We start from the raw sequence: 14,021 nt of genomic DNA, 5'->3' as shown, positions 1-14,021 counted from the left end.
TACCTTCTGATTTAGCGGTTGCAAGCATTAGCAGCAGTTATTCCGGTAAACGCTGACCGAAAGGCGGGCAAAACAACTGCTGCAGCCTGAAATGGCGGTTAAACCGGCCCCTGACCTGCGCCGTTACCAGGCGGCAGCCTTCGGCGGTGACCTCCTGTTTCAGTTCATTTTCCCAGCCAGCCACCGGCTTACCGGCCAGCAACCGGGTCGCCGCCCAGGCCGCGTCGCGCTGCGCCCACTGTAGCCGATAGGCCGTCACCAGTTGCTGATGGTAACCGGATAACATCACTACCCCGAGGGACAGGATCAGTAGCGCTATCAGGCTTTCGGTCAGGCTGAACCCCTGCGACTGAAACCGTACAGCGCTTCTCATCGGCCAGCGGACAGAGATCGGTCCAGCCACCGGCAACCGCCATAATCTGCGGCTGGTCAGGGAACGCACGGCGGATAATACGCCAGATCTGTTTTTCCGCATTACGCGACTGGCCCAGTAACAACCCGCTATCCGCCGTTTGCCATAATAAACAGCTGTAGCCACCCGCGACCGGTACCCGGCGGCACTGCCAGCCATTGTTATCCGGCCATGACTGACGCTCCCCCCACGCCAGAGAAGACTGCGCCTGATAAAAGTCCTGCAAATATTGTGATTCATCCGCGGCTCCTGCCATCCCCCTGGTCAGCAAACGGGCACTGCTATGCAGTAATAACGTCCCGCTCAGTAACAGAATCAATACCATCACCAGCGGACTGCTACCCTGCCGGTTCACAGGTTTTCTGCCAGTAGCCAGTGCTGACGGCTGACCGTCACTCCCGAGCCCGACGATATCCGCAGATAAATACCGACCCGTGGCAGCTGAGACTCAAAGCGCAGGGCATCCACCCGTAATGTGGCCGGGTCCGTCAGCCGTTCCCAGCCCGTTTCCCGGCAGTGCTGCACACCGCGCTGAGTTTCGATACTGCCGTCCCGCCAGCGGTATCCGTAACTTTCGTTGGCCAGTCCGCCGGGTCTGCCGTCCGCCGGATAGCGCCGTTCCTGCAGCCGCAGGATAGCGCCGTTCCTGCAGCCGCAGGATAAGACAGCGTCCCTGGTCACTGACTGTCACCCCGCGGCCGGCACAGGGACTCTGCTGGCAGAACCCGGCACGGCGCAGGTTTTTCTCCAGTACCAGCATCAGCTGGCGAAGCTCCTGAGTCAGCAGATTCTGTTGCTGTAACTGACGGCTTTGCTGAAACAGTCGCGGAAAAAACTGTGCCGCCCCCAGTAAAACCACCCCGCAGATCAGCATCGCCAGCAGCATTTCACTGAGGGTAAATCCCCGCTGGCAACAGGGCGGTACAGGTTGCGGTGCGGTCACTGGCATCCCTCCTGTGCTGGCTGACAGACGCGGATCCGTGCCCGCGCAGAAATAATAATCCGCCACGCCTGTCGCGGCTGACCAAACTCAATACTGCCGGCCCGCGCCACACTGCGCCGCCCGTAAAACCCCGGCTGACCATTCACGGCCAGCAGCGCGACCTGCGGGTAAGGTGCCTGCCAGACAAAACGCCCGCGGGTCTGGCAGTCTCCGGGCGAAGGCGACGGACTGGCATCAATACACCAGCCATCAGCGGTCTGACGTACCCTCAGTGGCAGATCACGGTGAGTACGGTTCGCATTCTCCCGTACCCCGGCCAGAAACAGATGCAACTGGCTGGCAGTGTCTGATAATTGCTGACGATAGCCTGACCATTGCCGGTAATATCCGCCACCGGCCGTCAGCACTGCAATAATCAGCAGCACCAGCGCCAGTTCCGGTAAGGTAAATCCGGCAGCGTCCCCTGCCGGGCGGTAGGTTTTCATTCCCCTATACTGAAGGTTCTTCCGTCAGAACAACAGCAGTCAGGCCGCTGAGTGCGTAACCCGCCGTAATTAAATTACCGCAGATAACAACATTCTGCCGAAACGCCGGATCCACTGCAGGGTTTATCGGCTGCGATAAAAAAGGCGGCAGAGCAATAATGCTCTGCCGCCTTTTCAGCCAGCCTCAGGCGTATCGGTTCAGACAGCGACCGGGGCTTTAATCGCCGGATGCGGATCGTAGCCTTCAATCTCAAAGTCTTCGAAACGATAGTCGAAAACAGAGTCCGGTTTACGCTTAATTTTCAGGGTCGGCAGCGGACGCGGTTCACGAGTCAGTTGCAGGCGCGCCTGTTGCAGATGGTTGTTGTACAGGTGGGTATCCCCGCCGGTCCAGACAAAATCACCGACCTCTAAATCGCACTGCTGAGCGACCATATGTACCAGTAAAGCATAGCTGGCAATATTAAAGGGCAGACCGAGGAAAACATCGCATGAGCGCTGGTACAGCTGACAGCTTAAGCGCCCCCCGGCAACATAAAACTGGAAGAAAGCATGGCAGGGAGCCAGCGCCATTTTATCCAGTTCGCCGACATTCCACGCAGAAACAATAATCCGCCGTGAATCCGGGTCCTGTTTCAGCTGACGGATCACTTCGCTGATCTGGTCAATATGACGGCCATCGGCCGCCGGCCAGCTGCGCCATTGCTGGCCATAAACCGGCCCTAAATCACCGTTTTCGTCGGCCCACTCATCCCAGATACTGACCTTATTTTCTTTCAGATAGGCAATATTAGTATCACCCTGCAGGAACCACAGCAGCTCATGCACAATTGAACGCAGATGACACTTTTTGGTGGTCACCAGCGGAAATCCCTGTTGCAGATCAAAGCGCATCTGGTGGCCAAAGATCGACAGGGTACCGGTGCCGGTACGGTCATCTTTTGATGCACCTTCGTTTAATACTTTCTGCATCAGATCCAGATACTGTTTCATTTTACTTCACCCGGTTGTTTCAGGGGGCTGCTACGGTAAGCCCAAATCATCATAATAACACCGGCCAGAATCATTGGTATGGACAGGATCTGCCCCATACTGATTACGCCGCCAAATAACCCAAGCTGGGCATCCGGCTGGCGGAAAAACTCAACAATGATCCGGAAAGCGCCGTAACCAATCAGGAACAAACCAGACACACTTCCCCGCGGACGCGGTTTACGAATAAATACATTCAGGATGATAAATAACAGCACCCCTTCAAGTAACAGCTCATAAATCTGTGACGGATGACGCGGCAGCACACCGTAGGTATCCAGCAGTGACTGCCACTGAGGGTGGGTCGCCACCAGCGCCAGGTCTTCGCTGCGGGAGCCGGGAAACAGCATCGCCCACGGACAATTCGGGTCCACGCGGCCCCATAATTCACCGTTAATAAAGTTCCCCAGACGACCGGCACCCAGCCCAAACGGGATCAGCGGGGCAATAAAGTCTGACACCTGGAAGAAAGTCCGGTGGGTGCGGCGGGCAAATACCAGCATAACCACGATCACACCAATCAGTCCGCCGTGGAATGACATACCGCCATCCCAGACCTTAAATAAATACAGGGGGTTGGCGAGAAACAGCGGCAGGTTATAAAACAACACATAGCCGATACGGCCGCCGAGGAATACCCCGAGAAAACCGGCATACAGTAAATTTTCGACTTCGTTTTTGGTCCAGCCACTGCCGGGCTTACTGGCCCTGCGTCCTGCCAGCCACATGGCAAAGATAAATCCGATCAGGTACATCAGACCGTACCAGTGAAGAGCAACCGGGCCGACAGAAAAAATCACCGGGTCAAATTTTGGAAAAGCGAGGTAGCCGTTTGTCATCTTTCACCATTATTTTTCTATCTGAAAGCCAGCCGGTACTGAGAGATCTCCCGCGCTGGCCGTAAAGAGTTGCGCATCATAGCACAGCCGCTGTCGGCGTGTGACCGGCAAATGTAAACAGCAATGAGTCTCATCGCCCGCCGCGGATTAAGCCTCCCAGCCCCCGCCGCTCCATAAACACCACCACCTGATAACGCACCTCGCTGGCGGTACTGGCCTGTAATACCTGCGCGGTCAGCTGTTCTGTTTCGTCACAATCCAGATGACGCAGCAGATATTTCACCCGCGGGACATTTTTGCCGTTCATACTTAAATGGCGGAATCCCATACCTGTCAGTAGTGCCACACACATTGGGTCACCGGCCATCTCACCACACAGGCTGAGCGGCAGGTTATGGCGACGGGCTTCGGCGCTGATATGATACAAGGCCTGTAATACTGAAGGGTGTAATGAATCGTAAAGGTTTGCCACCCGGGTATTATTCCTGTCGACAGCCAGCAGGTACTGGGTCAGATCATTACTGCCGACCGAGATAAAATCGACACTGCGGGCCACCTGCGGGATAAGGAATATCATCGAGGGCACTTCAATCATAATGCCGATTTTCGGACGCGGGATCACATACCCCAGCATCTCTTCCACTTCATGACCGGCACGTTCGATCAGTTTACGCGCCTCATCGATTTCGTCGATGCTGGTCACCATCGGTAACAGAATATTCAGGTTGCCTGAGGCGGCATTGGCCCGCAGCATGGCACGGACCTGTACCAGAAAAATCTCCGGCTGATCGAGAGTCAGGCGGATCCCCCGCCACCCCAGGCTGGGGTTTTCTTCACTGATCGGCATATAAGGCAGTTGCTTATCGGCACCGATATCCAGGGTGCGCAGGGTGACAGACTTATTATTGAACAGCTGTAACATCCCCTGATACTGGGCCACCTGCTCTTCTTCGGACGGAAACCCGCTTTGCAGCATAAACGGCACTTCGGTACGATACAGGCCGACACCATCCACCCAGCTGTTCATTTCCTGTTCCAGCTCGGCACTCAGCCCGGCATTCAGCAGAATTTCCACCGCTTCGCCGCTTTTCAGCATTGCCGGGTGTTCCGCTTCGGCTTCGGCGGTTTTACTCAGGGCATTTTCTTCACGGATCAGCCGCTGATATTCTTTAATCAGAATAGGTTCAGGATCGATCAGCAACTCACCACGGTAGCCGTCAACAATCAGTAACTGCTTGTGCAGCTGTTCGGGGCGGATATCCGCGCCCATCACCGCCGGTATCCCCATGGCACGGGTTAAAATAGCCGCATGGGAGTTGGCGGCACCGTCACGTACCACCACACCGGCCAGACGTTCCGGCGGAACTTCGGCCAGGGCCGTCGCGGTCAGTTCATCGGCTACCAGAACAAAACGTTCCGGCCAGGCATTCGTGCCCTGCAGGCTGTCGTCAAGATGAAACAGCAGCCGCTGCCCAAGTTCACGGATATCGCCACTGCGTTCCCGCAGATAGGCATCTTTTAAATCGGCAAACTGACCCGCGTATTGTTCAATCACCGTTTTCACGGCCCATTCGGCGACTGAACCACGATCTATTTCTGCCAGCAGATCTTTCTTCAGGCGCGGATCACTCAGCAGGTGCGAGTAGAGGTCAAAAATAGCCGCACTTTCTTTCTGCACACTGCTGGTAAAACGTTTGCTGTAGCGACGAAACTCGTCACCGGCTTCACTGATCGCCAGTAACAGACGCTCCCGCTCCTGCTCGCTGTCGAGTGTCGATGCGCGCGATACCTGATCAAGGGTCGGCTGTACATGGTCAACCCAGCCGGGGGCGACGGCTACCCCGGGCGAGGCGGCGATAGCTTTAATACGGCTCTGGCGGAACAAACCAAACAACTGTCCGGTCTGCGACTGGGAGAGTAATGCGCCGACCTGAGTCGCGAGGGTCATCAGGAAAGACTCTTCCGATTCGTCGAAGGAACGCAGTTCCCGCTGCTGTACCACCAGTACCCCCGTCACCTGACGGCGGTTAATTACCGGCACACCGAGAAAAGAACGATAATTTTCTTCTTTCACTGACGGGATAAATTTAAAACTGGGGTGGCTCTGAACATCGGCGAGGTTAATCGGTTCGGCAAGACGCCCGACCAGCCCGACAATGCCTTCGTCAAAAGCCAGGGTAATGGTTCTGCCACGCGGTTTTTTTAAACCGCGTGTCGCCATCAGGTAGTAGCACTGACGCTCATGGTCAGCCAGATACACCGAACAGACTTCGGTATCCATCATCCGGCAGATCTCATTAACCAGTATTTCCAGTGCTTCATTGAGTCGGGAAGCACCGGCAACCTTTTCCACAATATCGCGCAACTGGGTGAGCATCAGCGGCATGCCCTATCCTCTTTTTCTTCGGCCGGAGGGTTGACTGCGTTGCAGTGAATTTTCCGTGACAGACATCACTACGGTAGCGAACTCTTTCATCACCCGACGATAAACATCACGTTTAAAAGAGACCACCTGGCGAACCGGATACCAAAAACTCACCCATCGCCAGCCATCAAACTCGGGGGTACTGCTTCCCTGTACGTTAATGGCACCATCATGAGATTGCAGCTGTAACAGAAACCATTTTTGTTTCTGGCCGATGCACACCGGCCGGGTATCCCAACGCACCAAACGTTTTGGCAACCTGTAACGCAGCCAGTTGCGGGTCGATGCAATAATTCTGACATCTTTACGATGCAATCCGACTTCTTCGAACAATTCGCGATACATCGCCTGTTCCGGCGTTTCCCCGGGGTTGATACCTCCCTGGGGGAACTGCCAGGAATGCTGTCCAAAGCGCCTGGCCCACAATACCTGTCCCTGCCTGTTACAGATCACAATCCCAACATTCGGGCGGTAGCCATCATCATCGATCACCAGACTACCTCAAATCTATCTTCAGATAGCCTGATTGTTTCATACTCCTTACAGACGGTAAACCATTGGCTGTCAGGGTTTCATCAGAATAATTCCGGAATAACTCACAATTCTTAGCCAAGTTATAAACAGCAGCCGGTAGCCGGAGACAATTTTATGCACCTTTTCTGTGGATAGCTTTGTGCAGAACGCGGGAATTTAATGAATAATACACCAGTAAAACCCGATTCCCCATAAAAAAAGACAGAAATAAAACACTTAAATTACAAATAGATAATTCATGTAAGCGCGATAAAAAAAGCCGGATTAGCTGCCAGCGATAAAGACAACTTAACTCACTGAACAAAAAATAACCACCGGCATTTTTATCCACAGTTTATGGTGATAACTTATCCATCACTGCCTGAAAAATGGCACAGGGTGGCAAAGTCAAGGCTGTAAATCGAACCAGTAGTCAGGTTAATACACAGTTATCCAGTTTTTCTGTGGATAACTGGGCGGATAATCCTGTTTATTATCGATGACAACAGGGTATAAACCGGTCACAGGTCAGAGGATACAACCGAAAATGGATTAAAAAACCATGATTAATCATGCTATTATTAGCTTTATCCCCGATAATTTATTCTGCAGATCCGCGCCTGTACCACGGCGAGTGTTTTTTAACCAACTCATGAGGCCGAATGTCTTATTCTCCTGAACCTTTGTCTGCGCCGGAAAGCGAACAGATCTTAATGCAACGGGCCTGTGCATTGGCCGGACAATCGATGGAAGAGCTGGCCGGCAGGCTGGGGATAACCGTGCCTGCCGACTTGCGCCGCGATAAAGGCTGGATTGGCACATTACTCGAACGCCACCTCGGTGCCAGTGCCGGCAGTAAAGCAGAGCAGGATTTCTCCCATCTGGGGATTGAACTGAAAACAATCCCCGTTGACCGTCTTGGCCGGCCGCTGGAAACCACCTTTGTCTGCGTAGCCCCCCTGACCGGTAATAGCGGTGTTGACTGGCAACACTGCCATTTGCGGCATAAACTTTCATGTGTACTGTGGATGCCGGTGGAAGGCGACCGCGCAATTCCGCTGAAAGATCGCCGTATCGGCAGCCCGCTGTTATGGCGTCCTTCGGCGGAAGAAGAACAGCAACTGCGCGCAGACTGGGAAGAACTGATGGAGATGATCGTATTGGGCAGGGTAGAGAATATTACCGCCCGCCACGGTCAGTACCTGCAAATCCGTCCCAAAGCCGCCAACAGTAAGGCCCTGACTGAAGCTATTGGCCCGCAGGGGCAGCCGGTACTGACCCTGCCACGGGGTTTTTACTTAAAGAAAACCTTTACCGGCCCGCTGCTGGCCCGTCATTTTTTACTTTAGTCAGGGAATACTGCCCGGTTATACTCTTCGTTTAGCTTTTGTTTAGGATTGATGTGAGTATGTTCGAGTGGATTGCGGACCCTAATGCCTGGCTGGCGCTCGGGACACTGATTGTTCTGGAAGTCGTTCTCGGTATCGACAATATTATTTTTCTTTCACTGGTGGTGGCAAAACTGCCTGCACACCAGCAAAACCGAGCCCGCCGTCTGGGTCTGATGGCCGCCATGCTGATGCGGCTGGCATTGCTGGCCTCAATTGCCTGGGTTGTACGCCTGACTACCCCCCTGTTCACCCTGTTCAGTCATGAGTTTTCCGCCCGTGACTTGATCCTGCTGGCCGGGGGACTGTTCCTGATCTGGAAGTCCGGCAAAGAAATTCATGAAACGATTGAAGGCGGTGAAGAGGTCAGAGCCAGTCGCGTACATTCATTCTTCGGCGCGATTGTGCAAATCATGTTGCTGGATATCATTTTCAGCCTCGACTCGGTGATCACTGCCGTCGGGCTGTCCGATCATCTGTTTATTATGATGGCGGCAGTGATCGTGGCGGTGATTATGATGATGTTTGCCGCAAAAGCGATCGGCGAATTTGTCGAGCGTCATCCGACCATAAAAATGCTGGCGCTGGCTTTTCTTATCCTGGTCGGTTTTACCCTGATGCTGGAAAGTTTTTCGGTGCATGTTCCCAAAGGCTATATCTACTTTGCGATGTTCTTTTCAATGGGTGTCGAATTACTCAACCTGCTGCGCGGCAACAAAAAAAACCACTGATCGTAGCCGCCCGCGAAACAGCGTGCCGCCCGTCGCGGCACGCTGCTTTTGTTACTCAGCCCGTGAATTTTGTTGCCTGCCTGATGTTTATTGCCTGTTTCAGACCCGTCTGGTTTGTTTACTGCACAGAAATCATTTATTACTGATAGCGGTAACGTATAAATTTACGTCGGGAGACAAGATGAAAATGATAAAAATCACCGCACTGTGCGGTGTATTACTGGGGACCGTTCTGTCAGCCGGTTGCAGCAGTCATTATGTTATGGCCACCAAAGATGGCCGGATGATAATGACCGACGGTAAACCACAAATCGATAAAGATACCGGGCTGGTACAGTATACGGACGAAGCCGGTAACAAAATTCAGATTAACGGCGACGATATCTCCGGCATTATCGAACGCTGACGCTGTCCGGCCGGAACACCCGCCCGGCCGCTGCACATTATCCATACCGTCTCCCTGACTTAATCCGCGGAATAACCTGACAAGCCGGTACTGCGGGCCGGTAACACTGCCGTCACCACTCAGCGCGGCCCGGCGACACTTCCCGTAACACGCCCTGCTGTAGACTTGCCCCCGGTGCCGGTGTAGATTTCCCTTACCCCATCATGACAAAAGGAAGCCAGCCATGCTCTACCATCGTATTCCCCATAGTTCGCTGGAAGTGAGTCAACTGGGTCTGGGCACCATGACCTTCGGCGAGCAAAACAGTGAAGCCGATGCCCATGCCCAGTTAGATTACGCGCTCAGTCAGGGCATAAACCTGGTCGATACGGCAGAAATGTATCCGGTCCCTCCCCGCCCTGAAACTCAGGGGCTGACCGAGAGCTATATCGGCAGCTGGCTGAAAAAAACCGGTCACCGTGACAAAATTATCCTCGCCAGTAAGGTCGCCGGACCGGCACGCGGCAGCGATGCCCAAATCCGCGCAGGCCAGGTGGTGGACCGCAAAAATATTCGTGCCGCACTGGATGCCAGCCTGAAACGGCTGAATACTGACTATCTCGACCTCTATCAGGTGCACTGGCCACAACGCCCGGCCAACTTCTTTGGGCGTCTCGGCTACCAGTACACGGAAGAAAATATCCCCGTTACCCTGCTGGAAACCCTGGACGCGTTATCAGAACAGGTCCGCGCCGGAAAGATCCGTTATATCGGTGTTTCGAATGAAACCCCCTGGGGAGTGATGCGCTATCTGCAACTGGCAGAAAAGCATCAGTTACCGCGGATTGTCACCATCCAGAACCCGTACAGCCTGCTGAACCGCAGTTTCGAAGTGGGACTGGCCGAAATCAGCCAGTACGAAGGGGTGGAGCTGCTGGCCTATTCTGCTCTGGGCTTCGGCACCCTGAGCGGTAAGTACCTCAACGGGCAACAACCGGCCAATGCCAGAAATACTCTGTTCAGCCGTTTTACCCGTTATTCGGGGCAGCAGTCTGCTGAAGCAGTCGCTGCCTATGTCGCGCTGGCAAAACAACACCGGCTCGACCCTTCACAGATGGCACTGGCCTTTGTTCGTCAGCAACCGTTTGTCGCCAGTACTCTGCTGGGGGCCACCACACTGCAACAGCTGAAAGCAAACATCGACAGCGTTAACCTCAGCCTGAGCAGTGAACTGATGGAGCAGCTGGAAGCCATCCATCGCCGTTATACGTATCCGGCTCCCTGACCGGTTTTGCACTGCGGCCCCGGCCGCGGTGCAGCCTCTGACTTACTGCCGCACCGCAGATTTACCGCGCCACTGCCAGAGCCATAAACCGGCAATCGCCAGCGAAAACAGCCCGCCAAAAGCCATCCCGGTAACAATGACTGAGGCCCCGAGCCGGATGGTCAGGGTATACAGGGCCAGTAGCAGCAGCATGGCAATATTCTCACCAAAATTCTGTACCGCAATCGCCGGACCCGCGCCGACCGACTCTCTGCCACGCACCTGTAATAATGCATTCAGGGGCACCACAAACAGTCCGCCACAGACGCCGAGCAGTAACAGCCAGAAACCACCGCTATACTCATGTGTGCTGAGGGTAAACATAATCACCAGTCCGCCAACCAGTATCCCCGCAGGTATACAGCGCTGAGTATGCTGCAGTGAAATCAGCTGTTCTGCCAGCAACGCTCCGCCGACAATCCCCACCGCGACCATCCCGTTCAGCAGCGTCGCGGTTTTGTTATCAGTGATCCCCAGCACCACCGGAACCCACAGTACCAGCAAAAAACGTAAGGTGACCCCGGCTCCCCAGAATAAACTGGTGCCGGTTAACGAAAAACGGGTATCGCTATCCTGCCACAGGCTGACGCCATCATGGCGGAAGCGTGACAGCAGCTGCCGCCAGCGCCAGTTTTTGTCCGGTGTGGCTGCCCGTAAGCCGGGTATCAGCATATTAGCAACCACCGCCAGAGCGTAAATCACCGCGCATAACAGTAACGCGGTGGAAATATGCCAGTCGGCCAGCAGGCCGCCGGTTACCGAACCGAGCAGAATAGCGACGATGGTCGAGCTTTCCATCAGTCCGTTCGCCCGGATCAGTTGCTGTTTATCGATCAGTTCGCCGAGAATACCGTATTTGGCGGGCGAGTACGCCGCCGCACCAATTCCCACCAGCCCGTAACCGGCAAAGGGATTAACACCGAGACCAATCAGTACCGCACCGGTAAATTTCAGCCCGTTCGCCACCATCATCACCCGGCCTTTGGGAAAACTGTCGGCCAGCTGTCCGACAAACGGTGCCAGCAGGATATAAGCCACCACAAACACTATCTGCAGTACCGGCTGAGTCCAGTCCGCATAGCTGTCTTTTTTCATCAGTGCCAGGGTGGCAAACAACAGGGCATTGTCGCCGAATGCCGAAAAAAACTGTGCCAGTAATACCGGACGTAAGCCAGAAGCCCTGCCAGCAGCAGTGCCTGAGCTTAATTCATTCATTGTTATTTCCGTTTTCGGCTGGCGTCGCCGCCAGCGCTTTCAGTTGCAGGTAGTCGGGTTTACCGCTGCCCAGCATCGGCAGCGGTGACAGAAAGCGGATATCACGCGGCACATTTAACTCGCTGTAGCCGAGTTCACGGCTGGCCTCTAATAACCGCTCGCGGGTTAATTGCGGATCGCTGGTAAACAGCACCAGTGCCTCACCCCGCAGGGGATCATTTTTCAGCGAAGATGCATGCTGATACCCGGCCGACACCCGCAGAGCCAGGCTTTCGGCCACCTCCAGCGACACCATTTCACCGGCCAGTTTGGCAAACCGTTTCACCCTGCCCTGAATCTGGCAAAAACCGTCCTCATCAAAACTGACAATATCGCCGGTATCGTACCAGCCCGGCTCTTTGACCCCTTCGCCGTTATCCGCCACCGGCGGTTCAATCACCCCGGGCGCTTCCAGCCGCAGGTAGCCTTTCATCAGGTTCGGCCCGCTGACCTGCAGACGGCCACCGTTCTCTATGCCCGGCACCGAAATCAGCCGGAAGTCCATGGCCGGTAAAATACGGCCAACCGTGGAGAAGCGGGCTGCCATCGGCACATTAATCGACAGCACCGGCGCACATTCTGTCGCGCCATAGCCTTCGAGGATCCGCAGGCCAAACTTTTCCAGGTACAGATCACGGGTCGAATCACGCAGTTTTTCGGCCCCGGCCACCACATAACGCACTCTGGCTAAATCATAAGGGTGGGCAAACTGCGCATAACGGGTCAGAAAGGCCGGGGTGCCAAACAACACGGTACAGTTACGGTCGTAGACCAGCTCAGGGATCACCCGGTAATGCAGCGGGCTGGGGTAGAGGAAAGTCTCAGCCCCGGTAAACAGGGGGGTCAGCATGCCGACAGTCATGCCGAAGGCATGGAATAACGGCAGGGATGACATAAAACGGTCCCCTGGCCGGAAATCTGCCACCGTACGGATCTGTTCAACATTGGCCAGCAGACTTTTATGGCTGTGAACGACACCTTTCGGGTTGCCCTCCGAGCCGGAGGTAAACAGGATCATCGCGGCGTCTTCCGGCTGCTGTGCGGCCTGTGCCCGGCCGGGCACCAGCAGATGCCAGAGAACCCACAACTTATCGCGTAACTGCAGCGCCGGTTTCAAATCTTCCAGATACACCCAGCTGACCCCGCGGATCGCCTCCGTCAGATGCCACAGTTTGCCTTTCTCCAGAAACTGACGAGAGGTAAAAATGGTGGTGATCTGTGCAGCCGTTACCGCCACCTGTAATCCGTTAACCCCTGCGGTATAGTTCAGCATCGCCGGCACACGGCCTGAGAGAATTGCCCCGAATACCACCGCCGGGGTCACAGCAGTATTGGGCAGTAACAGACCCGGGGTCGCACAGGGCGGACAGTGTTTATCCAGCAGCCGGGCCACCCCGAGCATTTTTTTCAGTAACCCGCGGTAGCTGTCGGGTGTAAAGCGGATATCTTCCACACAGGCCCGCCGCCAGCCATAACGTTTGGCCGCACTCAGGTAAGCGTCAAACAGGGTATGTCTGGGACGGACCGCCATTCTCGCTTCCATCATAATATGGTGCAGATGCTCCCCGGCCAGTGCTCTGCGCTGTCTGGCACTGCCCGCAGACGGCATAGGAATACGGGTAGCGGGTAACACATGCAGAGCAATGTCCGGAAAAGCACGGCGGCGGATGTCACCACTTTTACGGGCAAACCAGCTGAACTCTGCCCCTTCTATCCTGACGGGAACCACACTGGCACCGGTTTTCGCCGCCACAAAACCGGCACCGCTGTATACCTTCATTAATGAGCCGGTCACGGTGATCCGGCCTTCCGGAAAGATAACCACCGGTCTGCCCTGCTCTGTAAGACGGATCAACTGCTTGACTGACATAGGTTTCAGCGGATCGAGGCTGACCACATCCACCAGCGCGCCCAGCGCTTTCATATACCAGCTATCGGACAGGCCGGACCAGACTGCGAACACCGGTTTTACCGGTAAAAACAGCCCTAACAGGATACCGTCGAGGAAAGAAACATGATTAGGGGTGATCAGTACGCGGGGATTATTCAGTACCGATAAATCACCGTGCAGCCGTACCCGCCATAGCAAGCGGCACAGGCCACGCAATAAGCTAAACATTCTCTCTCCTTAAGATTCAAACCGCAATATGACGGATTAAACACGTTTGTGTCGCCGTAAACAATTCCCCGACAGAAAATGTCGCTTTTTCGGTGGCAAAATGTGCTGCACCTCAGATTCCCGCGCCGCGGGCACCTGAGGCACACAGGTTATTTCAGAAAGGGATCAGCA

General features: G+C 54.8%; 13 protein-coding genes and 1 pseudogene. 4 read left to right on the top strand and 10 right to left on the bottom strand.

Annotation, left to right across the window (positions count from 1 at the left end):
* Positions 1-37 precede the first annotated feature (37 nt).
* From JK211_RS05845 to rppH, 8 genes and pseudogenes are all read right to left on the bottom strand, one after another.
* Positions 38-373 carry a prepilin-type N-terminal cleavage/methylation domain-containing protein gene (locus tag JK211_RS05845; RefSeq protein ID WP_212707735.1) on the bottom strand — a complete coding sequence of 112 codons (336 nt, stop codon included), beginning with the start codon at positions 371-373 and terminating at the stop codon, positions 38-40.
* Positions 372-737 (bottom strand): annotated as a pseudogene (locus JK211_RS16880) (DUF2509 family protein); the annotation flags it as partial. The gene JK211_RS05845 and the pseudogene JK211_RS16880, both read right to left, overlap by 2 nt.
* Before the next feature lie 123 nt (positions 738-860).
* On the bottom strand, positions 861-1,361 hold the full coding sequence (locus tag JK211_RS05840; protein ID WP_212707734.1) for a prepilin-type N-terminal cleavage/methylation domain-containing protein: 501 nt from the start codon (positions 1,359-1,361) through the stop codon (positions 861-863).
* Positions 1,352-1,840: a prepilin-type N-terminal cleavage/methylation domain-containing protein gene (locus JK211_RS05835; protein WP_212707733.1), complete on the bottom strand. Its 489-nt coding sequence runs from the start codon at positions 1,838-1,840 to the stop codon at positions 1,352-1,354. The genes JK211_RS05840 and JK211_RS05835 overlap by 10 nt, the downstream gene beginning before the upstream one ends.
* A gap of 198 nt (positions 1,841-2,038) precedes the next feature.
* Positions 2,039-2,833 carry a thymidylate synthase gene (gene thyA, locus JK211_RS05830; RefSeq protein ID WP_212707732.1) on the bottom strand — a complete coding sequence of 265 codons (795 nt, stop codon included), beginning with the start codon at positions 2,831-2,833 and terminating at the stop codon, positions 2,039-2,041.
* Positions 2,830-3,711 (bottom strand): prolipoprotein diacylglyceryl transferase, encoded by an 882-nt coding sequence (gene lgt, locus JK211_RS05825; protein ID WP_212707731.1) that lies wholly within the window; start codon positions 3,709-3,711, stop codon positions 2,830-2,832. The genes thyA and lgt overlap by 4 nt, the downstream gene beginning before the upstream one ends.
* A gap of 130 nt (positions 3,712-3,841) precedes the next feature.
* Complete coding sequence (ptsP, locus tag JK211_RS05820) at positions 3,842-6,088, bottom strand: phosphoenolpyruvate--protein phosphotransferase (RefSeq protein WP_212707776.1); 2,247 nt, start codon at positions 6,086-6,088, stop codon at positions 3,842-3,844.
* 12 nt (positions 6,089-6,100) lie between these two features.
* Entirely contained in the window at positions 6,101-6,628 is a 528-nt protein-coding gene (gene rppH / locus JK211_RS05815; protein ID WP_212707730.1) for an RNA pyrophosphohydrolase, read from the bottom strand.
* 683 nt (positions 6,629-7,311) lie between these two features.
* On the opposite strand from rppH, the gene mutH reads away from it, so the two are divergent.
* From mutH to JK211_RS05795, 4 genes are all read left to right on the top strand, one after another.
* Complete coding sequence (gene mutH / locus JK211_RS05810; RefSeq protein WP_212707729.1) at positions 7,312-7,998, top strand: DNA mismatch repair endonuclease MutH; 687 nt, start codon at positions 7,312-7,314, stop codon at positions 7,996-7,998.
* A gap of 59 nt (positions 7,999-8,057) precedes the next feature.
* A complete protein-coding gene (locus JK211_RS05805; RefSeq protein ID WP_212707775.1) occupies positions 8,058-8,768 on the top strand; it encodes a TerC family protein in 711 nt (236 codons plus the stop codon).
* Positions 8,769-8,955: 187 nt separating this feature from the next.
* Complete coding sequence (locus tag JK211_RS05800; RefSeq protein ID WP_249213036.1) at positions 8,956-9,174, top strand: YgdI/YgdR family lipoprotein; 219 nt, start codon at positions 8,956-8,958, stop codon at positions 9,172-9,174.
* Between the two features lie 223 nt (positions 9,175-9,397).
* Positions 9,398-10,438: an NADP(H)-dependent aldo-keto reductase gene (locus tag JK211_RS05795; RefSeq protein ID WP_212707727.1), complete on the top strand. Its 1,041-nt coding sequence runs from the start codon at positions 9,398-9,400 to the stop codon at positions 10,436-10,438.
* Between the two features lie 42 nt (positions 10,439-10,480).
* Here JK211_RS05795 and lplT read toward each other — a convergent pair whose 3' ends face one another.
* Both lplT and aas read right to left on the bottom strand, forming a co-directional pair.
* Positions 10,481-11,692, bottom strand: coding sequence for a lysophospholipid transporter LplT (gene lplT / locus JK211_RS05790; RefSeq protein ID WP_212707726.1), 1,212 nt, complete (start codon positions 11,690-11,692; stop codon positions 10,481-10,483).
* Positions 11,685-13,850, bottom strand: coding sequence for a bifunctional acyl-ACP--phospholipid O-acyltransferase/long-chain-fatty-acid--ACP ligase (aas, locus tag JK211_RS05785; protein ID WP_212707725.1), 2,166 nt, complete (start codon positions 13,848-13,850; stop codon positions 11,685-11,687). The genes lplT and aas overlap by 8 nt, the downstream gene beginning before the upstream one ends.
* Between the last annotated feature and the right edge of the window lie 171 nt (positions 13,851-14,021).

Origin of the sequence: Tatumella sp. JGM130, assembly GCF_018257525.1 — a bacterium.
GTDB lineage: Bacteria > Pseudomonadota > Gammaproteobacteria > Enterobacterales > Enterobacteriaceae > Tatumella > Tatumella punctata.
This window is presented reverse-complemented; position numbering and strand designations above follow the sequence as displayed.